Origin of the sequence: Urbifossiella limnaea, from assembly GCF_007747215.1 — a bacterium.
Classification (GTDB): Bacteria; Planctomycetota; Planctomycetia; order Gemmatales; family Gemmataceae; genus Urbifossiella; species Urbifossiella limnaea.
In genome coordinates this window covers 6,503,453-6,526,339 of record NZ_CP036273.1, presented here as the reverse complement: position 1 = coordinate 6,526,339, position 22,887 = coordinate 6,503,453, and the positions used below count along the sequence as shown (strand labels likewise).

Here is a 22,887-nt window from a genome sequence, read left to right as displayed (position 1 = left end):
CTCAGTCGATCACCGCCGGCAGCGCCAGCGTGGCCTTGTTCTTCGGCAGGAAGTACGGCATGGTCAGGTCGTCGAGCTGGCGGCCGAGATCCTCCAGCATGCTCTTGCGGATCGTCACGTCGTTGATGTCCTCGCGGAAGCTGCGCGACGAGCCGGCGTTCAGCGCCTCGCGCCACACCGGCGCGGCCGCGCCCGCCGCCCACAACTCCAGCACCGCGGCGCCCTTCACCTCCGTCGCCTTGCGGCCGGTGTCCGCCCCGCGGAAGTCGAACGGCGACTGCCGCGCGTAGATCGGCAGCGTGTCGCCCGGCATCTCGGCGAGCTTCAGCCGCAGCACCGTCGGCGCCTGCGCCGCGACCGGGATGCCGTCGCGCCACAGCCGGGCCGTCAGCGCCTGCCCCAGGGCGGCCCGCGTCTCGGCCTCGTTCCCGCCCACGCCGGTCAGCCGCAGGTCGAGGGCGACCGGCCGGCCGGGGGCCAGGTCGGCGTCGGCCTTCGCGGCCATCGCCTTCAGCGACTCGCGGATCTGCGGCCACGGGATTTCCGCCGCCCGCAGCTTGCGCGACTCGTTCCCGAACGCCCCGACCACCCGGCTCTGGTCCACGAGGTACGGCGGGGCCGCCGCGCCGAACGCCACCCGGGCGCTCGCCACGACGCGCTTCGTGTTGCGGTCGAACACCGCGCCGTTCACGAGCCACCCGGACGAGTCGGGGAGCCACTGCAGCGCCGCGTCGGTGCCGATCCACTTGGGGAGCGGCACGGCCGCGTCGAGGACGATCTGCCCCTTCGGGTTCCACACCAGGAGCCGCGGGCTCGGGTTGATGCTGAACAGGGCCAGCTCGGACCCGTCGGGCGAGAACACCATCCCCTTGACCCAGGCGAACACGCCGCGGGCGCCGAGCGGGCCGCCGCCGGAGGGCGTCGCCATCACCGCGTGCTTGCCGGTCTTCCCGTTCACGACGGCGAGCTTGTCGTTCATGATGGCGGCGAAGTGGCTCCCGTCCGGGGTGAAGACGATCTCGCCGTGCCGCACCTGCCGGTTCGGGGTCGTCAGCCCGCCGACGCGCTTGCCGGTGGCGATCTCCCACACGTTCATGACCGGGGACTCCCGGCCGCCGACGACCAGGTGCGTGGTGCCGTAGAAGGCGATCACGTCGGGCGTCGCGCCCTTCACGGCCGGCACGGTGAGGAGCGTCTTGCCCGTGTCGGTGGCGTAGACGAACACCGGGGAGTCGGACTGGTTCTGCCCCTTCTCGGTGACGGCGAGCATCTTGCCGTCGTGGGTCAGCACGGGGCGCGAGTTCTGGTCCGGCTTCTCCGCCAGCTGGCCGACCGGCTCGAACGTCTTGAGGTCGTACACCTGCTGGCCGACGAGCATGACCGGGCAGCCGGGCGGGCCGAACGCCACGACCTCGCTCCCCTTCACCTCGATGCTCCGCCGGGCGGCGCGGGCGTCCTTCGGAACGCCCGGTTCGTCCTCGGTCCAGCTCGGCGCCGTCTTCGGCTTCTGGCCCGGCTGCGGGAACGGCGTGTTGTCCGTCTTCTGGCCGGGCTGCGGGAAGGGGGTGTTGTCCGTCTTCTGGGCCGGCTTCGGGAACGGCGTGTTGTCGCGCTCGCCCGACACCCACGCGAAGGGCGAGCTGTCGCGCTCGCCGGACGGCGGCGGGTTGACGTTGCGCGGGCGCGGCTGCTCCTCGGGGTCGGCGGCGGCCGGTTCGGGGGCGGGCTTCTTGCCGCAGCCGACGGCGGTGACGAACAGCGCGGCCGCGAGGAGGAGGCGGGAGGTCATGCGAGTCGGCTCGGGGGAGGGCGGGGACGACCGAGAGATTATTCCAGCAGAGCGGGCGGCGGCGGTCAAGGTTGGGGCGGCCCTTGCCCCGCGCCTGCGCCGCGTGTAGCGTGTCGGTCGATCCCTTCCCCCGGAGGCGACCCGTGCGCACCCCGCTCCTCGCCGCCGCCGCGGCCGCGGCCGTCGCCGTGTTCGCCGCCGCCGGCCCCGGCCAGCAGCCCGGCAAGAAGGCCGACAAGAACAAGTTCGCGCCGCCCGCCGCCACCCGCCCCGACGACGCCACCCTGAAGACCATCACCGACAAGACGGCGCAGCTGCGCGAAGCCGTGGCCGGGCTGAAGGCGAAGAAGACGCCCGACGACGTGTTGATCGAGGTGGAGGTGTACCTGCGGGCGGCGGAGAACATCGTGCGGTTCGAGGAGTGGTTCCACAAGGACAGCGGTAAGTGGGCGCTGACCACGCTCGACCGCGGCCTGGAGCGCGCGACGCAAGCCGAAGGTGGCAAGGCGCCGTGGCGCGACGAGACCGGCCGCTGGGTCGCGCGGGCGTACCGGTCGATGATCGACAAATCGATTCAGCCCTACGCGGTTCTGCTGCCGGCCGACTACGGCTCCGACGCAAAGAAGAAGTGGCGGCTCGACATCGTTCTGCACGGCCGCGACGGGGCGCTGACCGAAGCGAAGTTCCTGGCGCTGCATGACAAGGCGAAGCTGGCGCCGAAAGACCTGGGGTTCGTGCAGCTGGAGGTGTACGGCCGCGGCAACAACGCCTACCGGTGGGCCGGCGAGCAAGACGTGTGGGAGGCCGAATTCGACTTTAATCCCGACTCCCCTAGGCAAAAGCGGGAGCCTGTGGATGCGAGTCGGCGTGTGCTCCGCGGGTTCTCAATGGGCGGGGCCGGCACCTGGCACATCGGCCTTCACCGCCCCTATCAGTTCTGCGTCATCGGCCCCGGCGCCGGGTTCACCACCACCCACGGCTACATCGGTGGCCTGCCGAACCCGCTACCGGAGTACCAGGAGAAGTGCCTCCGCATCTACGACGCGGCCCGGTACGCGGAGAACGCCTTCAACGTGCCGGTGGTCGCGTACAGCGGCGAGAAGGACGGCCAGAAGAAGGCCGCCGACAACATCGAGAACGCGCTGAAGGACTTCCCCGAGAAGCTCCGCTTCACGCACATCGTGGCCCCGGGCCTGGAGCACGCGCAGCCGCCGGAGTGGCAGGCGAAGTGCGAGGCCGAGTACCGTAAGTACGCGGACACAGGGCGGACGGTGCCGGACCGGGTGCGGTTCGTGACGTACACGCCGCGGTACGGGCGGTGCGACTGGGCCAGGATCGACAGCCTGGAGCGCACCTACGAGCGGGCGGTGATCGACCTCCGCCGCGAGGGAAACACCTTCACCGGCACCACCACCAACGTTCGCCGGCTGGAACTGATCGCGGCCGACGCGACGCGCGCGTACTGGGTGCGGATCGACGGCGCGAATCTGACGCTCCCACCGGGGAGGGCGCTGGAGTTGGTGAAGGTGGACGGCCGCTGGGAGCCGGCACGGAAGACGCCGGACCGACCTCAGAAGCGGGCCTTCTCGCAGGGGCCGATCGACGACGCCTTCCTGTACTCGTTCGAGGTCACGGCGCCGTCTGCGGCCGGCTGGCACGCGGCGACCGACCGCCACGCGAAGGCCGCCGACGCCGGGTTCGCCAGGCTGTGGGACCGCTACTTCCGCGGCCCCCTGCCGCGGCCGGGGACGCACAAGGGCGAACCCAACGAGGTGCTGTTCGGCGACCCGGCGAGCAACCCGAAGATCGCCGCGGTGCTGCCCAAACTGCCGATCACGTGGACGAAGGAGAAGCTGGTGGTGAACGGCGCCGAGTACGACGCCGCGACGCACCTGCCGGTGCTCATCTACCCGCACCCGTCGGGCGAGCGGTACGTGGTGCTCAACAGCGGCCACACGTTCGGCGAGGCGGACCTGAAGGGGACGAACGCGCTGCTGTACCCGCGGCTCGGCGACTGGGCGGTGATCCGCCCGGCCCCGACGCCGCGCGACCCGGCCGCGTACGAGGTCGTGGCCGCGGGGCTGTTCGACGAGAACTGGCAGTTCCCGAAGAAGTGACGCCGGTTCCGCCGCAAGCGGCAAAGAATCACGGCCGCCGCGGCAGTCCGTCGAGGTACACCACGCGCGTCAGCCGCTCGCCGCCGCGGACGACGTGGAACACCGCCGACTCGTCGAACAGCCCGCGCCGCAGCGCCCGCCGGAGGGCGTCGGCGGTGGGCATGCCGTCGAACCCGACGCGGGCGATCACGTCGCCCGGCCGCACGTCGTACCGCGCCAGCGGCGACCACGCCTCGACCGCCGCCACCGTCAGCCCGCCGGCGGCCGGCGCGACGCGGAAGCCGAACTCCTCGGGCGTCACGAACCGGATGCCGAACGGCATCCCCTTCACCCCCTCGGCGAAGTCCGGCTTCGTCGCCGACTCCAACTTCACCCGGCCGCCGGCCCGGAACGCGCAGTCGCTCCCGGGCAAGGCGTCCGGCAGGTCGATCGACCCCGCGGCGTACACCCGCACGTAGTCCATCGCCTGCCGGCGTTCGCCGGTCGCGGTGACCGACCCGTTCGCGACGATCACCGTCCGCCACAGGTCGGCCGGGCCGGAGATCGTCACGTCGCCGTCGGCCACGACCAGCGCCCGCCGGGTGCCTTCCAGAGAGACCGGCCCGTTCGCCAGCAGGACGGCCCGGAACAGCCCCGGATCGATCGGCGGTCGGGCGCGGCGCACGCAGCCGTGTGCCCCGGCCACGAGGCCGATCGCCTCGAACCGCGGGGCGGGGGCCACGAACACGCGCCGGCCGGCGAACTCCAGCCCGTCCGGCGCCGGGTCGTCGCCCGGCGTGGGGTGGACCGCCGGGAACGGGGGCGAGCCCGGCCGCGGGGCGAGGTCGGCCAGTGACCGCGCCGGTATGAACCCGACACCCTTCGCGAAGAGTGGCGTGTCCGGCCAGGCGGCGGCGTGAATTTCGTGCTGGATCGCGAGGACCCGGTCCACCACGACCGGAACGTCCGCCTCCGGGCCGTCGGCGAGGGCGTGGCCGAGCAGGTCGAGCCGCCGCTCCTTCGCCCAATCTTTCAGCCGCTCGCGTGTCCGCGCCCGGATGCGGGCCTCGATCGGGTCCAGCGCCGCGCGGACCGCCGCCCGGTGCGGCTCCGTCACCACCGCCAGCCGTTCGAGCCGTAGGAACGGGGCGTTCTTGTCGTCCTTCCCCAGCTCCGCCGCGGCTTCCGCGCGCACGCCCGGGTCGGCGTGGGTCAGCCGGTTCAGCTGCGCCCGCACCGGCCGCGGGGCTTCGAGCGACACCGCCTCCTGCGCCGCGGCCGGGAGCGGCAGCGCGACGACGGCGATGGCGAGCAGGCGGGCGGCGGTCACAGGGCGCCTCCGCGGGAGTGGGAACCTGTTAGGCCGGGGCGCAAGCCCCGTCGGGGTGCGGACGCCCGACGGGGCTTGCGCCCCGGCCTAACAACGACGTTCGGCCCGCCCTAAGATAACGCCGCACCCGCACGCGGGGGAAGGGGCGAGACGTGGACGACTACGTGATTCTGACCGTCACCGGCCGGCCGGGCGAGGCCGACGCGGCGCTCAAGGCCCGCCTTACTGCCTTCTGGACGCACGTCCTCCGCACCCGGCCCGACGACTACGAGGGCGTCTACGCCGAGGCCACCCGCTTCGGCCGCGCCGCCGACGCCCCGAGCCGGCAGTACTTCGTGTCGCCCGACGCCCTCGACGCCATCCTCGCCGAGCTCGGCGCCGCCGGCATCGATCACGAGCCGCCCGACCGCGACGACCTGTACTCGAAGTACGAAGCGTCCTCGCCCGACTGGTTCCAAATTGACCACTGACCCGGCGCCGGCCGCAAGCGCCGGCCGGGCCACGACTTTCGCCCGGTCGAGGGTCGCGGCTTCGTTCCAACAGTAATTTGTGGCATTGACTCAATGCGTGCCTCGACCCCCCGGGGGGAAGCCGTTCACACAATGAAACCCGCCCGAGCGACGCCGGTCGGCTACACTGCCCAGACACCCGGAGGGCCGCCCGTGCCGCGCCTGCTGTGCTTCCTCGCCGCCCTCGCGTGCGTCGCCGCCGACCGGGCGCACAACTGGCCGCACTGGCGCGGCCCCGACGCCACCGGCTTCGCCCCCCACGCCGACCCGCCGACCACCTGGGGGCCGGACACCAACATCCGCTGGAAGACGCCGCTGACCGGCCGCGGCAGCGCCACGCCGATCGTGTGGGACGACCGCATCTTCCTCCTCGCCGCGGAGAAGACCGACCGCAAGGCGACGCCCGCCGAGCTGCCGGTGCCCGATCCCGGGTTCGAGCGAAAGACGGAAGCGCCGACGCACTTCTACCGGTTCCGCGTCACCTGCTTCGACCGCGCCACGGGCCGCGTGCGGTGGGAACACGTCGCCGCCGAGAAGGTGCCGCACGAGGGGCACCACGTCACGCACTCCTACGCCGCCGGCTCGCCCACCACCGACGGCCAGCGCCTGTACGCCTCGTTCGGCTCGGCCGGCACCTTCTGCTACGACCTCGACGGCAAGCTGCTGTGGTCCCGCGACCTCGGCCGCCTCAACACCCGCCTCGGCTGGGGCGAAGCCGTCACGCCCGTGATCCACGGCGACGCGCTGGTCGTGAACCACGACCAGGAGGCGAACGGCAAGCTGTTCTGCCTCGACGCGAAGACCGGCGCCACGCGGTGGGCCGCGCCGCGCGAGGAGAAGACGACGTGGAGCACGCCGCTGGTGACGGAGCACGGCGGCCGCACGGTGGTGGTGGCGAACGGCACGACCCGCGTCCGCGCCTACGACCTGGCGAGCGGCGCCGAGCTGTGGTCGGGCGGCACGATGACGACGAACCCGATCCCGTCGCCGGTGCGGGTCGGCGACGCGGCGGTGGCGATGGCCGGGTACGGCAAGTCGGTGATCCTGTCGCTGCCGCTCGCGTCGCGCGGCGAGCTGGGGGCGGAGCCGAAGGGGAACTGGCGCCGCGCCGCCGGGGCGCCGTACGTGCCGTCGCCGCTGCTGATGAGCGGCCGGCTCACCTTCACGCAGGCGAACGACTCGCTGCTGAGCGTGCTGGACGCGGCCACGGGGAAGGTGCTGCTCGACCGCGAGCGGGTGCCGGGGGCGCGGACGTTCTACGCCTCGCCGGTCGGCGCCGCGGGGCGGGTGTACCTCACCGACCGCACCGGCACGACGGTCGTGCTGAAGGACGGCGCCGCGATGGAGGTGCTGGCGACGAACGTGCTGAACGACCCGATCGACGCCAGCCCGGCGGCGGTGGGGCGCGAACTGTTCCTGCGCGGGGAGAAGTACCTGTACTGCGTCGCGGGGCGCGACTGATGCCCGACGTGAACCCGTGGTGGCTCGCGGCCGGGCTCGTGCCGCTGGCGCTGGCGGCGCGGTGGCTGTGGCACCTCGGCCGGGCCGTGCAGGTGGAGCGGGCGCGCGAGCTGTTCCGCCTCCAGCACGAGCGGTTCGAGGAGCACCTGCTGAAAGCCGCCGCCGCGACCGGCAAGCCGCGCGGGCTGACGTGGGTGGCGTGCCTCATCACCGGCGACGCGGTGCTGGCGCGAACCGCCGGCGGCATCGTGGCGCTCGTGCCGGTCGAGGTGCGGTTCGAGCCCGAGGCCGACTCGGACATGGCGGAGAACCCGATGGCGCGCGAGCCGCGGCCGGCGACGGCCGTGTTCAGCTTCGCGCGCGGCGGCTGGCACACCGACGGGCGGGTGGTGTTCAACCTCGACCCGGCGAAGGCGGCCGCCACGTTCGGCGCGGCGGTAATCGACTGACCCCGTAACCCCGGACCCGCATGACGCCCGACGACGACGCCCGCACGCTCCGCCGCATGGGCTACGCGCAGGAGCTGGCCCGCTGCCTCGGCGGGTTCTCGAACTTCGCCATCTCGCTTTCGATCATCTGCGTCCTCGCCGGCGGCCTCACCTCGTTCCACGTCGGGTTCTGCTCCGTCGGCGGCGTCGCCGTCGGCGTCGGCTGGCCGCTGATGTGCCTGCTGTCGCTGGCGGTCGCGGCCACGATGGGGCAGGTCGCCAGCGCCTTCCCGACGGCCGGCGGCCTGTACCACTGGGCGTCCGTCCTCGGCGGCCGCGGCTGGGGGTGGGCCACCGCCTGGTTCAACCTCGCCGGCCTCGTCACCGTCCTCGCCGCGATCAACGTCGGCACCTTCCGCTTCGCCGCGGCCGCGTTCGACCCGGCGTTCGACGCCGCCGACCCGGCCGGGTTGCGGCTGCAATTCCTCGTCGTCGCGCTCATGACGGCGTCGCAGGCGGCGGTGAACCACCTCGGCATCCGCGTCACCCGCGTCCTCACCGACTTCAGCGGCTGGTGGATTCTCGCCGCGTCCGCGGCGCTGACGCTGGCGCTGCTCGCCTACGCGCCGTCGCTCGACTTCGTGCGCCTCCTGACGGTGACGAACTACAGCGGCGAGGCGGGCGGGAACGTGTGGCCGGAGACGGGCTCGCTCGCGCTGCTGTTCACGCTCGGGCTGCTGCTGCCGGCGTACACCATCACCGGGTTCGACGCCTCGGCCCACGCCGCGGAGGAGACGGTTCACGCGGCGGACGCGGTGCCGCGCGGCATCGTGCGGTCGGTGCTGGTGTCGGGCGTCGCGGGGTGGGTGATGCTCTGCGCCGTGGTGTTGGCGATGCCGGACCCGGACGCGGCCGCGGTGCTCGGCGAGAAGGCGTTCGCGCACACGCTGACGGCGGCGGTGCCGGGCTGGCTGGCGACGGCGCTGTTCGGCGCGGCGGTGGTGGCGCAGTACCTGTGCGGGCTGGCGACGGTCACGTCGGCGTCGCGGATGGCGTTCGCGTTCGCACGGGACGGCGGGATGCCGTTCCACGCGGCCGTGCGGTGGGTGTCGCCGCGGTTCCAGACGCCGCCGGTCGCGGTGTGGGGCGTGGCCGTGGCGGCGGTCGCGTTCACCGCGTACACCCCGGTGTACACCACCATCACGGCGGTGTGCGTGATCTTCCTGTACGTCTCGTACGTGGTGCCGACGGCGATCGGGCTGCTGGCGCACGGCCGGTGGTGGACGGCGTTCGGCCCGTGGACGCTCGGCATCTGGTACCGGCCGCTGGCGGTGGTGAGCGTCGTCGCGTGCGTCGGGCTCATCGTCGTCGGCGTGCAGCCGCCGAACGACCAGGCCGCGTACGTGGTGCTTGGCATGGTGGCGCTGCTGACGGTCGGCTGGTTCGGCCACGCCCGCCGCACCTTCCCCGGCCCGCCGCGCGGCGTCCTGACCGGGGGCCGCGATGAGTGACGCCCCGCTGTCACCGCTCGATCCGGTGGCGGAACTGCTGGCGCGAACGCCGGCGCGGGTGCTCGCCGGCCGCGCCGGGCCGGGCTACCGCACCGCGACGTGGCTGCAACTCCGCGAGGACCACGCCGCCGCCCGCGACGCGGTTCACGCCGAGCTGGACCTGGACCGCCTCGGGCCGCTGGTGGACGAGTACCGACTGTTCGCCGTGAACACCCACGCCGGCTCGCGCACCGAGTTCCTGACGCGCCCCGACCTCGGCCGCCGGCTCGACGGCGCGGCGAGGGAGCGCGTCACGGCCGAGTGCCCGCGCGGGGCCGACCTCCAGGTCGTGATCGGCGACGGCCTGTCGGCGACGGCGGTGGCCGCACAGGTGCCGGCGCTGCTGCCGCTGCTGGCGGCGGCGGCGGCGGCGCGCGGCTGGACGTTCGGCCGGCCGTTCGCGGTCTGGAACTGCCGGGTCGGCGTCCTGAACGACGTGGGCGAGTTGCTCGATCCGGCGGTCGTGGTGCTGCTGATCGGCGAGCGGCCGGGCCTGGCGACGGCCGAGAGCTTGAGCGCCTACCTGGCGTACCGTCCGCGGCCGGGCCACACCGACGCCGACCGCAATCTTGTGTCGAACGTCCACGCCCGCGGCGTGTCGCCGGCCGACGCGGCGCGGCGCGTGGCGGCGCTGGCCGCCGCCGTGACCCGCGCCGGCGCCAGCGGCGTTGGCGTGAAGGAGGAGCTGCCGGGGTTGGCCGCTACAATTCCTCCGCCGCACCCGGGGGAACTGCCGTGATCTACCGCATCACCGAGGCGCTGTCGGTCGGCCGTTTCCCGCCCGCCGACTGGACGGCGCCTCTCCTGGCCCGCGGCGTCACGCACGTCGTCAACGTGTCCGGCCGGCCGAGCGAGGTCGCGGCCGGCGACGGCGCGTTCCGCGAGGTCGCCTGGTTCCCCCTCGACGACAGCCGCCGCATCCCCACCAGCACCGCGCTGCACGTCCTCGACGAGCTGCACCGCATGGCGACGCAGCCCGGGGCGCACGTCTACGTCCACTGCGGCGGCGGCTGCTACCGCGGCCCCACCGCGCTCTGGCTCTACCTCGTCGCCTGCGGCGCCGACCCCGACGCCGTCCGCGAGGAGGTCGTGGCGCGCGCGCCCGACGCCAGCCCCGGCCCCCCGAGCATGGTCGGCCCCGACCTGATTCTCGAAGTTCAGCGGCACGGCCGAACGCACTTCCTGCCGCACCCGCGCCCGGAGGTGCTCGCCCTCGTTCCGGTGCCGACGTGACCGTCGCCTACCTGAACGGCCGCTTCATCCCGTTCGCGGAAGCGAGTTTGCCGCTGCACGATGCCGGGTTCGTGTCCGGCGCCACCGTCGTGGACAACGCCCGCACCTACGGCCGCCGCCTGTTCCGCTGGGCCGACCACCTCGCGCGCTTCCGCCGCGACTGCGCCGCCTGCTACGTCCCCCTCGCCGCCACGGACGACGAGCTGACCGCGATCGCCACGGAGTTGGTGGCGCGGAACGGAGTGCTCCTCCCGGCCGACGGCGAGTTGCAGGTGGTGACGTTCGCCACGCCGGGGCCGCTCGGGTTCTACGTCGGCGAACCCACGAACGGCCCGCCGACGCTCGGGATGGTGACCTACCCGGTGCCCGCGCGCTACGCCCGCTTCGCAGAGGAGGGCGTGGTGCTGGCCGTGGCCGGGACGCAGACGACGCAGGCGGAAGACCTGCTGCCGCCGCGGGTGAAGCACCGCAGCCGGATGCTGTGGCACGTCGCCGAGCGGACCGTCCGCGGGTGGGCCGACGCCGACGCGGTGCCGGCGGTCGAGACGCAGGACGGGGTGCTCGACACGCCGATCGGTGGCGTCTTCAGCGTGGCCTTGGGGGCGGTGTACTTCCCGCCCGACGGGGCGGCGCTGGACAGCATCTCGTTGCGGGTCGCGGCCGAGTTGCTCGGCAGGCTCGGCGTCCCGGTCCGGAAGGAGCCCGGCGTCTCGATCGCGCGGCTCGCCGGCGGGGCGGCCACGGAGCTGATCCTGTGCGGCAGCGGGTGCGGCCCGGTCGGCGTGCGGGGCTTCGCGCGGGGGCCGGGCCAGTCGCGCGCGTTCCCGGTAGCGGGGCCGGTGCTAACGCGGTTGCGGGCGGCGTGGGCGGAGGAAGTGGCGGCGGGCGGCGGGTGAAGCGGCGTCGCCGCGGCCCGCGCCGTACAACAACAGCCGCTCTCCTTCCCGCGAGGAACCCGACCGCCATGCCGCGCGTCCTGATCGCCGACAAGCTCGAACCCGCCGGACTCGAACTCCTCAGGGCCGCCGGCATCGACGCCGAGACCCGCCTGGGCCTGAAAGGCGCCGACCTCGCCGCCGCCCTCCGCGAGTTCGACGCCGCCATCGTCCGCTCGCAACCCAAGGTGACCGCCGAGGCGCTGGAGAACCCGGGCAAGCTCCGGGCCATCGCCCGCGCCGGCGTCGGCGTGGACAACATCGACGTGGCCGCCGCCACCCGCCGCGGCATCGTCGTGATGAACACCCCCGGCGGCAACACCGTGTCGGCCGCCGAGCACACGGTGGCGCTGATGTTCGCCGTGGCCCGCAAGGTGGCCGCCGCCGACGCCGTCATGAAGGCCGGCGGGTGGGACCGCAACAAGTTCGTCGGCAGCCAGCTCGCCGGCAAGACGCTCGCTGTCGTCGGCCTCGGCCGCATCGGCCGCGAGGTCGCCCGCCGCGCCGTCGGCCTCGACATGACCGTCGTGGCGCTCGACCCGTTCGTCACCGCCGCGAAGGCCGCGGAGCTCGGGCTGCGGACCGTCAACTCGCTCGACGAGCTGCTGCCGCTCGCCGACTTCCTCACGATCCACGTTCCCGCCACCGCCGAGACGAAGGGACTGGTCGGCGCCCGCGAACTGGGCCTGATGAAGAAGACCGCCGTCGTGCTGAACGTCGCCCGGGGCGGCATCATCGACGAGTCGGCGCTCGCCGCGGCGCTCAAGGCCGGCACCATCGGCGGCGCCGGCGTGGACGTGTTCACCGCCGAGCCGACCACCGCCGACCAGCCGCTGCTGACGGCGCCGAACGTCGTGCTCACGCCGCACCTCGGGGCGAGCACGGTCGAGGCGCAGGAGAACGTCGCCGTCGAGGCGGCGCAGCTGATCGCCGACTTCCTGCTCAAGGGGCAGGTGGCCAACGCCGTGAACGCGCCGAGCGTGGACCCGCGCGAGCTGGCCGAGGTGCGGCCGTACGTCGACCTGGCGCGGCGGCTCGGCCTCCTGCACGCGCAGCTGACGCACGGTGCCGTCCGCAAGGCGACGCTGACGTATAAGGGCGACCTGGCCGGGAAGAAGACGCGACTTCTGACGGCCGCCTTCACCGCGGGGCTGCTGGAGTACCGGCTGAGCGGCGTGAACCTGGTGAACGCCGAGGTGTTCGCCCGGGAGCGCGGCATCGAGCTGGCCGAGTCGAGCAACCCGAGGAAGGGCGACTTCGCGGCGCTGATGCACACCGAGGTGGAGAGCGAGGGCGGCACGAGCGTCGCGGCCGGGACGCTGTTCGGCGACCAGTACGTGCGGCTCGTCCAGCTCAACAGCTTTCGGATGGAAGGCTACCTGGACGGCGTCCTGCTGGTGTTCGTCCACCGCGACGTGCCCGGCCTGATCGGGTTCGTCGGCACCATCTTCGGCAAGCACGGGGTGAACATCGCCCAGATGACGGTCGGCCGGGCGGCGCCGGGCGGAGAGGCGGTGGGCATCCTGAACCTGGACAGCCCGCCGAGCGAGGCGGCGCTGGCGGAGGTGAAGGCGCACCCGCACATCAGCAGCCTGTTCGTGGTGGCGCTGCCGCCGGCCGGCGAGGCGCCGGGATGGCTCGGATAGAAAATGACCACTTCCCAGTGACCCACCAATGACCAAGGACAGCACCCGCTGTCTTACTTGGTCATTGGTGGGTCACTGGGAAGTGGTCATTCCGAGAGTTACGGTTTTCGCACGCCGGCCGGCAGCGGCTTCGGCGCGGCCGGCGGCTTCGGTGAAGGTGCGGCGGCGGTGGGCTTCGGCGCCTCACCGGGGCCGCGGGCCTCCAGCACCCACTGGCGGGCCAGCGCGATCGTCAGCCCGTGAGGGCTTTCGCCGGTGCCGGTCACGGACCGCCCTTCGGCCGTCAGCGAGCCACCCCAGGTGCCGTCGGGCAGCCTCGACAGTGCGAGCTGCGTGCCGGTCGGTAGTGCCTGGAACGCCTCGCCCTTCTTCGGCAGCTGCGCGGCGGCCTGCTTCTGCTGCTCGTTCAGCTTGGCGACGCAGTCCTCGCACCGGGTGCCCTGAAACTTGGCCAGCCGCTGGGCCCGGTACTTGTCCACCTTGTAGTGCTGGAACTCGCGCATGCACCCGCACGCCCGCGCCACCATCGGCCGGGCCACCACCTCACCCGTCGGCACAGCCATCGCACGTCCCCGTAGTGCCGCCCGCGGGGGGCGTCGTCCGACGCCCCCGGTCCGCGGTCGCGGCACAGGTAGTGTACCACCCGGGGCCGCACGTGGGGACCGGCACGCGGCTCGGCGGGCGCCTGCGGGTGTGAGCCGCCGCCGGTCAGATGCCGTACTCCCCACCGAAGCCGATCTTGCCGCCGACGCCGATCATGCCGAGCCCGCCGAACCCGGTCAGGCCGCCGCCGGGCGGGGCGGGTGGCTGGCCCGGCTGCCCGCCGGCGATGCCGAGGTTCCCGTTGCACCCGCCGAACCCGCAGACGCCCAGCCCCGGCTGGCCGATGAAGCAGCCGCCGACCGGGCGCCGCTGGTTCTCCAGCTCGGCCTGCTGCCGCAACCGGTCCATCCGCTCGTTGAACAGGCCCTCGGCGTGGTCCTTCGTGGTCACCAGGAACGCCGGGCCGCGCTTCACCACCCGCAGGTCGGCTTGCAGCGCCAGCAGCTCGACCGCCTTGTCGGCCGGCACGTTCAGCAGCCGGGCGCTCACGAACGCCGCCTTCTGGTCGCCGGCCTGGGGCGAAAGAATCACCGTCAGGTCGTGGTCGGCCGCGAGGTCGTCGAGGGCCGCGTTCAGCGGCACGTTCTTCACCACCGCCGACACCAGCGGGTACGCCGCCACCGGGTCGCCGTTCGCGTCGGTCTTCACCGGCTGCCGCGACTCCCGCAGGGCGAACGCCGTCGGCACGATCTCGACGTGGTCGCGGCGGACGAGGTACGTCAGCCCCTCGCCGCCGAGTGCGGCCCGCAGCACCACCGTGCCGGCTAGCTTCCTCGCCCCCGCCACGCGGACGGTAATCTCCTCCGGGCGGCTGTTGTCGCCGCGGAAGGCGTCGCGGTTGATCGACACCGGGATGCCGGTCACCTTCTCGACCTGGGCGGCGAACTCGGGGAGTTGCAGCTCGTCGGCTGGCGCCAGCGCGAGCGGCTGGCGGAGCTTCGCCAGCAGCTGCGCCGTCGGGTCGGCCGGCGCCGCCTCGCCGGCCTTCGGCTCGTCCGCCACGGCCCGGTGGACGGTCGCGGCGAACACCAAGAGCCCGACGATTCCCAGCGCCCGCACCATGACCCACCCCCCTACCGCGACACGTGATCGGTGACCGCCCGCATCGCGGGCACGATGTTCGCCGCCGCCCCGACGTGGGTGCCGTCCACCCAGACGATCGTCTGCCGGCCGCACGCCTCCCACAACGCCCGCGCCGCGCTCGGCGGGAGCACGTCGTCGCGGGTGGCGGCGACCATCAGCAGGTTCCGCTGCCGCAGCTGCGGGGCGTACGTCAGCGGGTCGATCGGGGCGACGATCCGCTTCAGCCCCTCCTTGCCGCCGACGAGGTCCAGCAGGCCGGTGTACGGCTTCGCCTGCGGGTGGTCGTAGAGCGCGTCCACGAGGCCGCCGGCGGGCAGGAGCAGGCACACGTTCTTCAGCCGCGGCTCGGCGGCGGCCACGTTAGCCCCGACGATGCTGCCGAGGCTGGTGCCGACGAACCCGAGCTTGTCGGCGTTCACCTCCGGCCGGGCCGCCAGCCACGCCGTCGCGGCGCGGCAGTCCAGTACCGTCTGGCGGATGCCGGCCATCGTCTGCTCGACGTTCGGCGATAGCAGCCGGATCGGGCTGCCGGCCGGGCGGCGCGGGCCGTAGTGCGCCATGTACACGAACAGCGACGCCACCCCGTGCTGCGCCAGCCATACCGATTCGGCCCGCGCGACGTGGCCGCGGCCGTCGAGGATGTCCAGCATCACGACGCCGGGCACCTTCGCCCCGGCCGACGCGCCCTTCGGGAGGAAGAACTCCGCGTGCACGGTGTCGTTGGCGGGAACGGCCGATTTTACCGCCGACGGGAACGTCAGGTCGAAGACGGCGACGTTGGCGTGCGGCAGCTCGTACCGCGGGGCGAGCGCGTAGTCGAAGTCACGCGCCGGCATCCGGTAGCGCTCGGGGACGAGGTGGGTGGCGTCGTCTACGGGGTCGTAGCGGAACGACCCGCGCGCCGGCTCGGCGGCGGCCGTGGGGGCGGAGGTCGCGAGCATCAGTAGAAGGGCCGACACCCCGGGCGCGGTCCGGCGGGTCATGCCAAGTCTCCAGTGTAGTGCGGAGCGTCCATCCTAGCGTCCGGATGGGGCGCGGGTCAAAAGTATACCCCGACGGCGTGGGTGAAAGTTCCGCGAACTTCGGCGGACCGGCGCTTCCGCACCGGGGGGTGGCGGGGTATTCTGACCGAACTCGCCACTGGGGCTTGAGCCCCACCCCGCCCCGCCGGAGCCCCCGCCGTGAAGAAGCTCCTCCTCGCCGCCGCCGTGCTCGCTGTGCTCGCCGTCGTCGTCGTCGCGTCGCAGAACCGCCCCACCGCCGTCACGGCGGCCGGCCCCGGCGGCGGGTTCGGCGGCCTCGAACCCGGCGACAAGAACCCCTGGACCGGCACCCGCCCCAACGCCGGCAACGGCCAGTTCCAGTTCGCCGTCGTCTCCGACCGTACCGGCGGCCACCGCGAGAAGGTGTTCAGCAAGGCCGTCCAGCAGGTTAACCTGCTCCAGCCCGAGTTCGTCATGTCCGTCGGCGACCTCATCGAGGGGTACAGCACGAAGGAAGACGTGGTGGCCGCCGAGTGGGACCAGTTCGACGGGTACGTGAAGAAGTTCCAGGCGCCGTTCTTCTACGTGCCGGGCAACCACGACCTGACCAACGAGATGCAGTCCAAGATGTGGGGCCAGCGGTACGGCAAGCGGTACTACAGCTTCACCTACGAGAAGTGCCTGTTCCTGTGCCTGAACTCGGAAACGCCGCCGGACGAGATGGGCACCATCGACCCCGAGCAGCGGGAGTGGGTGAAGACGACCCTCGCCGCCAACCGCGACGCCCGCTGGACGTTCGTGTTCCTCCACAAGCCGATCTGGACCGCGAAGGACCTGACGAAGAACGGCTGGGGCGCCGTCGAGGAGGCGCTCGGCGGCCGCAAGTACACGGTGTTCTGCGGTCACGTCCACCGCTACCAGAAGTTCGTCCGCAACGGCAACAACTACTACCAGCTCGCCACCACCGGCGGCGGCAGCAAGCTCCGCGGTGTCGAGTACGGCGAGTTCGACCACGTCGCCTGGATCACCATGAAGGCCGACGCGCCGCTGATCGCCAACGTGATGCTCGACGGCATCCTGCCGGAAAACCTGCGGGAGCCGGAGAGCGACGAGACCGGCGTGGTGCGGAAGATGCTGCCGACGCACCTCGCCAAGGCGACCGTTCTGCTCGACGGCCAGCCGCTGGCCCGCGCCACGGTTGCGCTGCACAAGTTCGGCAAGGACAAGACGGGCAAAGACGTGTACAGCTACGTCGCCGACGGGCTGACGGACGCGGCCGGGGTGGTGCCGTTCTCGACGTACACGAAGTCGGACGGGGTGCCGGTCGGTCAGTACACGGTGACGGTGGCGAAGACCGGCCGCGGCTACTACGACGGCGAGGAGCCGCCCAAGAACACCATCCCGACCCGTTACGCGACGCCCGGGGCGAGCCCGCTCCGCGTCGAGGTGAAGGAAGGGGCCAACGAATTCCGATTGGAACTGCGGAGTCAGAACTGAAGTGAGGCGAGCGGCGGGGCGTAAGCCCGCGGGGGGGGCGCGGTATGCCTCGTGAGCCCTACCGGCGGACTTACGCCCCGCCGCTCGCCAACGTCCGGCGCGGATTACGGTTGCATCCGGGGGCGGGTCTGGCAGACTGGGGTGTCCCCCACTGCCGGCCCGCCCCCGCTCCGTATCCTGACTCGACCGCCCAACGCCCGTCGTCCGCCCGAAGGATGCCTCTGTGGACCACGCCCTCGACATCCCGCCCGAGCGGCCGCCGACCCAGCCGCCGAAGCTGAACACCGCCGCCTTCAAGGCCGTGCCCGAGACGCGCGAGCTGCGCGACCGCGTGCGCGCCGCCGTGCAGGCGTTCGTGGCCACGCTCGACAAGTCGAAGCCGCTGTCGCGGGACGGCGCGAAGGAGATGAGCGAATCGGTACTAGCCCGGCTCGGGCTCGGCGGCGAGTACCTCGGGTTCACGATGGTGATGCTGTCGAACGAGTTCTGGCGCGACCAGGTGGCGGCCATCCCGTTCCACCGCCGGCTCATGCTCCTGCCGCACTGCCTGAAGAACGCCGAGGGCTGCCCCGCCGAGTACGACGACCTCGGCCTCGACTGCAAGAAGTGCGGCGCCTGCGAGGTCGGCGACTTCCGCACAAAGGCCGAGCAACTCGGCTACAAGGTGCTGGTGAGCGAGGGCACGCCGATCGTGCTGAAGATCATCGTCAGCGGCCACGTGGACGCCATCGTCGGGGTGGCGTGCCTGAACGTGCTGGAGAAGGCGTTCGACAAGGTGTTGCTGGCCGGCATCCCGTGTATCGCCACGCCGCTGCTGTCGAGCAACTGCAAGAACACGTCGGTGGACAACGACTGGGTGTTCGAGTCGATCGGCCTCCACACCCCGCCGCCCGAGACGACCACCAAGACGTACATGCACCTGATGCGGGCCGCGAACGTCATGTTCGACGAGCCCGAGCTGACGCGGCTGGTGCCGAAGGCCCGCCAGGGCGCCGCGGCCGCGGACCCGCTCGCCCGGCACGAGGCGCTGGCCTACGACTTCCTCGCCCGCGGCGGGAAGCGGAGCCGCCCGTTCATCGTCCTCGCCGCCCACGACGCCCTCACCGGCGCCGCCGCCACCCGCGCCGCCGACGGCTGGACGATTGCCGACCCCGTGAAGCACGCGGCGCTGGCCATCGAGACGTTCCACAAGGCGAGCCTCGTCCACGACGACATCGAGGACGACGACGCCTACCGGTACGGCGTCGAGACGCTGCACCGCACCCACGGCACCGGCGTCGCCATCAACGTCGGCGACTACCTGATCGGCCTCGGCTACCGCCTCGTGAGCCGCGACCGCAAGGCGCTCGGCGCCGAAGTCGCCGCGGACGTCCTCGACAAGCTCGCCGACGCGCACCTCAAACTGAGCGAAGGGCAGGGCGCCGAGCTGCTGTGGCGCGACGCCACCGACCAGGCGCTGACCACACTTGACGCGCTGAAGATTTACGCGCTGAAGACGAGCCCCGCGTTCGAGGCGGCGCTGTACACCGGCGCCCGCCTCGCCGGCCCGGTCGAGAGTTACGAGAAGATGATCGCCGACTTCAGCCGCAACGTCGGCGTGGCGTTCCAGATCCTCAACGACATCAAGGACTGGACCGGCGACGACGACAACAAGCTGACGGCCGGCGGCGACGTGCTGGCGGCCCGGCCGACGCTGCTGCTGGCGCTGGCGCTGGAGGGGAGCACCCCGGCCCGCCGCGAGGAGCTGCTCCACCTGCTGCGGGCGAAGGGCGAGGACGTGCTGCCGCGGGTGCGCGACATTTATTTCGCCGCGGACGTCTTCGGGAAGGCGGACGCGCTGGTGGACAAGTTCCGGGCGAAGGCCGAGGCGCTGGCCGACGCGGTGGAGCCGGAGGCGTTCCGGGAGCTGCTGTACTACCTGGTGGACACGGTGCTGGAGAAGGGCGAGCTGCCCACCCGCGGGGTGACGCAACTGGTGCAACTGGGGAGATAGGTTCCGCCGCTTGCGGCGTAGCACCGCGGTGCTACGCCGCACTCCTACCGCGGCTACCGCCAGTCGATCGACCCGAACGACCAGTTGCCCGCCGTCGAGCGGTCGGAGGCCACCACCGTCGCGTTCCGCCCGTCGGGGTCGCACACGATCGCCCGCAGCTCGATCTTCTGGTTCGGGTCCAGGTGGCCCGGCTTCGGCTCGACGCGGTTCGACTGCCAGGTGTACGCGATCCGCCGGCCGTCGGGCGACCAGCAGCAGCCGCCCAGGTGCCCGCCGGGCGGTACGCCCACCACCGGCGTCGTGCTCCCTGTCGCCAGGTCGAAGACGTACAGGAGTCCGGTGTCGCGGTCGTCGTCCGGGCGGAGGGCGCTGCACAGGACGCGCCGCCCGTCGGGCGAGAGCCGCCCCCCGGCCGCCATCAGCTTTTCCGGCGCGCCGATCTCACGGACGGTCTTCCCGTGGCGGTCGAGGAGCCAGGTGCGGCACGTCTCGCGGCCGTCCGTGAGCACACCGATCTGGCACGTCACGAAGCGCTCCCCGTCCCGCGACCAGTCGGTGACGTAGTGGTCCCTCGGTACCGGCAGGCGGGTGCGGCGGCCGGTCGCCACGTCCACGACCTCGTGCCGGATGTTGGCCGTCGCCGCGTCCTTCGCCTCGTCGTCGCCGCTCATCACGGCGATTCGGGTGCCGTCGCCGGACCAGCGGTAGCCCATCGTGGCCCGGCCGTCGCCGATGTCGGTCGCCGGGCCGGTGCCGTCGGCGGCGAACAGGAGGAGCCGTTGGACGCGGGCGCCGGGGTTCCCCTTGTTCATCGCGTAGACCACCGTCTTCCCGTCCGGCGAGAGCGAGAAGGCGTCCGGGTGCGGGTCGGGGCACTCGGGGTGCGACACGACGCGGCCATTGCGGCCGTCCGGGTCGCACAGGTAGAAGTCGTCTCCGTGGCAGAAGAATAGCTTGTTCGGCCCGGCCGCGGCCGCGGGGGCGGCCGCGGCCCGCGGCGCGGGAGCCGTCGGCGGCGGCGGGGCGGACGCGCCGGGGATGGCGAGCGCGGCGACCGCGGCCAGGCCGGCGAGGAGGGGTACGAGCGAGAGGCGGCGAACGTCCATGATCGGCAGCACTCCGCGGGCGAGGGTGGATACGGAACCGGGAACGGGGGTGGTGGTGAGGTCCGCGGTGGCTGCCTGGAGCCGCCGCGGCACGACGGCGGGGGCCAGGACGGCGAGCACCGCAGGGGCGAAGCCGCGGGCCGCGAGCCGCGCGGCGAGGCGCTTCCGCGCCGCGGCCAGGCGGCTGCTCAAGGTCCCTTCGGCGACCCCGAGTTCCCGCGCCGCGGCGAACCGCGAGCGGCCTTCGAGCTCGCACAGGATCACCGCTGACCGCAGGAACGCGGGCAGCCGGCCGACCTCGTCCAGCACCGCGGCCGCGGCGTCCGGGTCGAACGGCTCGGCGCCGCGCGCGGACACGTCGGGCACGACTTCGACGAGCGCCTCGCGGCCGCGCCGGCGCCACGCCCGGGCGGCGGCGTTCCGCGCCGCCCGCACCGCGACGCCGACCAGCCACCCGGCCACCGGCTCGCCGGGGTGGACGCGGTCGGCCTTCCGCGCCAGCACGAGGAACGCGGCCTGGAAGGCGTCTTCGGCGTCCTGAAGATGACCGGTGAGGCGGCGGCAGACGGCCAGCACGGCGGGGCCGTGGCGGCGGACCAACTCGGCGAACGCCGCGTCGTCGCGGGCGGCAACGAAACGCGTCAGCAGGTCGGCGTCGGTCGGTCCGACGAGGCGGGTCAGGCCGGTGGCGGTCGGTGTCACCCGTGAACCTCCTCCGTGTATCGTCGGCGGGGCGGCCGGCGCGTCGCGCGGAATCCGTCGTGCCCCGGGGCCGTCGGCCCGGCTGGGGCGATCGCTTTCCCCTACACCATCCCCCAGTCACTCCGGGGGGCGCGTCATGCGGCGGTGGGCGGCGGCGGCGGCGGCGGGGTTCGTGCTACTGGTCGCGGTCGGGTTCGTCGCCACGTACATCCTCCGCTACCGCCGCGCCGCCGGCGACGTGACCTGCGCCGCCAACCTCCGCGAGATCGGCCTGTTCGCCGCCCACCACGTCGACCCGAAGGTCGGCGACCCGGACCGCCTGCCGAGCGAGATCCCCGCCGGCACGGTCGCCCTCGCCGGTGTCGCCCCGGACGACCGCCTGAGTTGGTTCCCGCGCGTCCTCCCCGGCCTCGACCAGAAGCGGCAGGACGCCGGGCCGCTTCTCGCGGGGCTGAAGACGCTCGAACCGTTCCCCGCGGCTGCGAACCAGACCGTCGCCCGCACCCGCCTGCGCGCCGCGCTGTGCCCCGCCGACCCGCCTGCCGCCGACCACTCGGCCCCCGCCCCGACCAGCTACGTGGGGATCGCCGGCCTCGGCGCCGACGCCGCGGAACTCGTGCTGCCCGACCCGCCGGGTGCCGCCCCGCCGCGCGCCGGCTGCTTCCGCTACGACCGACCGACGCCGTTTAGTTACATAACCGACGGCCTCAGTCAGTCGCTGCTGCTCGGGGAACGGTCCGGCGACCTCGGGCCGTGGCTGCGAGGCGGGTCGGCCACGGTGCGCGGGCTGAACGACGCCGCGGGCGCGGGGCCACTGATGGCCCGCGGCGGCCAGTTCGGCGGCACCCACGCCGGCGGCGCCAACTGGGGCTTCGCCGACGGCTCGGTGCGGTTCTTCACCGACCGTGGGGACCCGCGGATTCTGTTCGCCCTGGCGACGATCGCCGGCCGCGAGACGGACGGCCTACCAGGCGAGTGACGCAACCCGTTACGCAGAAATTGATTGCGACCGATCGGAATTTGGCCCGAGGTCAGTCTAATCGCGTGACATGTTTCCGCAACCCGCACCCGGTGGGCGCGGAAGAATCTCAGACGGCGACCTCGCCGCGGATCGGCGGGTGCGGGTCGTAGCCGGCCACGCTGATCTGATCGACGCGCACGTCGTCCAGGCTGGTGATGTCGTCGGCGAGGACGAGCGTGGGCAGCGGCCGCGGCGTGCGCGTGAGCTGCTCGGCGACCTGCTCGAAGTGGTTCTCGTAGACGTGGGCGTCGCCGAACGAGTGGACGTACTCGCCGACGCCGAGGCCGGTGACCCTGGCGAGCAGGTGCGTGAGCAGGGCGTAGGACGCGATGTTGTACGGCACGCCGAGGAGCATGTCTGCGGAGCGCTGGTACAGGTGGCACGACAGCCGGCCGGCGGTGACGTTGAACTGGGCGAGGGTGTGGCAGCCGGTCGGTGTGGTCGGCGGCGGCATGTCGCCGGGGTTCCACGCGGTGAGGAGCAGCCGCCGGGCCGCCGGGTGCCACGGGTCGGCGGCGACGGCCCGGACGTTCTGCACCAGTTCGGTGATCTGATCGACGCGCCGGCCGTCGGCGGCCTCCCAGCGGCGCCACTGCTTGCCGTACACGGGGCCGAGTTCGCCGGTGACGGGGTCGGCCCAGGCGTCCCAGATGCGGACGTTCTGCGCGAGCAGGTCGTTATTGTTCGTGGAACCGCTGAGGAACCACAGCAGCTCGACGGCGACGGGCCGAATCGCCATCCGCTTTGTGGTAAGGAGCGGGAAGCCGGCGGCCAGGTCGAGGCGGATCGGGTTGGGGGCGAACAGGCTGCGGCAGAGGAGGCTGCGGCCGCCGACCTTGGCCCGCTGCGGCTTGTCGATGCCGCGTGTGTACACGTCGCGCAGCAGATTCAGGTACGGCTCCATCCCGCTATTCTAGCGGTG

Annotated in this window: 19 protein-coding genes; 12 read left to right on the top strand and 7 right to left on the bottom strand. The window is 72.9% G+C overall.

The features are described from left to right. Nucleotide 1: 1 nt before the first annotated feature. Entirely contained in the window at nt 2–1,789 is a 1,788-nt protein-coding gene (locus tag ETAA1_RS26615; protein WP_145243674.1) for a WD40 repeat domain-containing protein, read from the bottom strand. A gap of 143 nt (nt 1,790–1,932) precedes the next feature. On the opposite strand from ETAA1_RS26615, the gene ETAA1_RS26610 reads away from it, so the two are divergent. Continuing rightward, the gene (locus ETAA1_RS26610) at nt 1,933–3,906 is read left to right on the top strand and encodes a hypothetical protein (protein ID WP_145243673.1); all 1,974 of its coding nucleotides are present in this window, start codon (nt 1,933–1,935) and stop codon (nt 3,904–3,906) included. A 28-nt stretch (nt 3,907–3,934) separates the two neighbouring features. Here ETAA1_RS26610 and ETAA1_RS26605 read toward each other — a convergent pair whose 3' ends face one another. After that, nucleotides 3,935–5,215, bottom strand: a complete 1,281-nt coding sequence (locus ETAA1_RS26605; RefSeq protein WP_145243672.1) for a hypothetical protein — start codon at nt 5,213–5,215, stop codon at nt 3,935–3,937. 152 nt (nt 5,216–5,367) lie between these two features. Between ETAA1_RS26605 and ETAA1_RS26600 the strand changes: the two genes are divergently transcribed. The 8 genes from ETAA1_RS26600 to serA all read left to right on the top strand — a co-directional run bounded on the left by ETAA1_RS26600 (nt 5,368) and on the right by serA (nt 12,977). Next, nucleotides 5,368–5,685, top strand: coding sequence for a hypothetical protein (locus tag ETAA1_RS26600; RefSeq protein WP_145243671.1), 318 nt, complete (start codon nt 5,368–5,370; stop codon nt 5,683–5,685). 192 nt (nt 5,686–5,877) lie between these two features. After that, nucleotides 5,878–7,185, top strand: a complete 1,308-nt coding sequence (locus tag ETAA1_RS26595; protein ID WP_202920429.1) for a PQQ-binding-like beta-propeller repeat protein — start codon at nt 5,878–5,880, stop codon at nt 7,183–7,185. Then, complete coding sequence (locus tag ETAA1_RS26590) at nt 7,185–7,634, top strand: hypothetical protein (RefSeq protein WP_145243669.1); 450 nt, start codon at nt 7,185–7,187, stop codon at nt 7,632–7,634. Before ETAA1_RS26595 ends, ETAA1_RS26590 begins: the two co-directional genes overlap by 1 nt. A 20-nt stretch (nt 7,635–7,654) precedes the next feature. Further along, the gene (locus ETAA1_RS26585; RefSeq protein WP_145243668.1) at nt 7,655–9,124 is read left to right on the top strand and encodes an amino acid permease; all 1,470 of its coding nucleotides are present in this window, start codon (nt 7,655–7,657) and stop codon (nt 9,122–9,124) included. Next, nucleotides 9,117–9,902, top strand: coding sequence for an ethanolamine ammonia-lyase subunit EutC (eutC, locus tag ETAA1_RS26580; RefSeq protein WP_145243667.1), 786 nt, complete (start codon nt 9,117–9,119; stop codon nt 9,900–9,902). Before ETAA1_RS26585 ends, eutC begins: the two co-directional genes overlap by 8 nt. After that, nucleotides 9,899–10,396, top strand: a complete 498-nt coding sequence (locus ETAA1_RS32435) for a protein-tyrosine phosphatase family protein (RefSeq protein WP_202920428.1) — start codon at nt 9,899–9,901, stop codon at nt 10,394–10,396. Before eutC ends, ETAA1_RS32435 begins: the two co-directional genes overlap by 4 nt. Beyond that, on the top strand, nt 10,393–11,292 hold the full coding sequence (locus ETAA1_RS26575) for an aminotransferase class IV (protein WP_202920427.1): 900 nt from the start codon (nt 10,393–10,395) through the stop codon (nt 11,290–11,292). Before ETAA1_RS32435 ends, ETAA1_RS26575 begins: the two co-directional genes overlap by 4 nt. 68 nt (nt 11,293–11,360) lie before the next feature. Next, complete coding sequence (gene serA / locus ETAA1_RS26570) at nt 11,361–12,977, top strand: phosphoglycerate dehydrogenase (RefSeq protein WP_145243665.1); 1,617 nt, start codon at nt 11,361–11,363, stop codon at nt 12,975–12,977. 98 nt (nt 12,978–13,075) lie between these two features. Here serA and ETAA1_RS26565 read toward each other — a convergent pair whose 3' ends face one another. The 3 genes from ETAA1_RS26565 to ETAA1_RS26555 form a co-directional block, all read right to left on the bottom strand. Next, complete coding sequence (locus ETAA1_RS26565) at nt 13,076–13,540, bottom strand: hypothetical protein (protein ID WP_145243664.1); 465 nt, start codon at nt 13,538–13,540, stop codon at nt 13,076–13,078. Nucleotides 13,541–13,685: 145 nt separating this feature from the next. Then, nucleotides 13,686–14,642, bottom strand: coding sequence for a hypothetical protein (locus tag ETAA1_RS26560; RefSeq protein WP_145243663.1), 957 nt, complete (start codon nt 14,640–14,642; stop codon nt 13,686–13,688). Nucleotides 14,643–14,653: 11 nt separating this feature from the next. After that, entirely contained in the window at nt 14,654–15,646 is a 993-nt protein-coding gene (locus ETAA1_RS26555) for an alpha/beta hydrolase (protein ID WP_145243662.1), read from the bottom strand. A gap of 198 nt (nt 15,647–15,844) precedes the next feature. On the opposite strand from ETAA1_RS26555, the gene ETAA1_RS26550 reads away from it, so the two are divergent. Continuing rightward, nucleotides 15,845–17,143: a metallophosphoesterase family protein gene (locus ETAA1_RS26550; RefSeq protein ID WP_145243661.1), complete on the top strand. Its 1,299-nt coding sequence runs from the start codon at nt 15,845–15,847 to the stop codon at nt 17,141–17,143. A 223-nt stretch (nt 17,144–17,366) separates the two neighbouring features. Continuing rightward, the gene (locus ETAA1_RS26545) at nt 17,367–19,136 is read left to right on the top strand and encodes a polyprenyl synthetase family protein (protein WP_145243660.1); all 1,770 of its coding nucleotides are present in this window, start codon (nt 17,367–17,369) and stop codon (nt 19,134–19,136) included. A gap of 53 nt (nt 19,137–19,189) precedes the next feature. On the opposite strand, the gene ETAA1_RS26540 is transcribed toward ETAA1_RS26545, so the two are convergent. Then, the gene (locus ETAA1_RS26540; RefSeq protein ID WP_145243659.1) at nt 19,190–20,944 is read right to left on the bottom strand and encodes a sigma-70 family RNA polymerase sigma factor; all 1,755 of its coding nucleotides are present in this window, start codon (nt 20,942–20,944) and stop codon (nt 19,190–19,192) included. Nucleotides 20,945–21,080: 136 nt separating this feature from the next. Here ETAA1_RS26540 and ETAA1_RS26535 point away from each other — a divergent pair, with 136 nt between their 5' ends. After that, entirely contained in the window at nt 21,081–21,923 is an 843-nt protein-coding gene (locus ETAA1_RS26535) for a DUF1559 family PulG-like putative transporter (protein ID WP_145243658.1), read from the top strand. A gap of 109 nt (nt 21,924–22,032) precedes the next feature. Here ETAA1_RS26535 and ETAA1_RS26530 read toward each other — a convergent pair whose 3' ends face one another. Further along, nucleotides 22,033–22,869, bottom strand: coding sequence for a thymidylate synthase (locus ETAA1_RS26530; RefSeq protein ID WP_145243657.1), 837 nt, complete (start codon nt 22,867–22,869; stop codon nt 22,033–22,035). Nucleotides 22,870–22,887 lie beyond the last annotated feature (18 nt).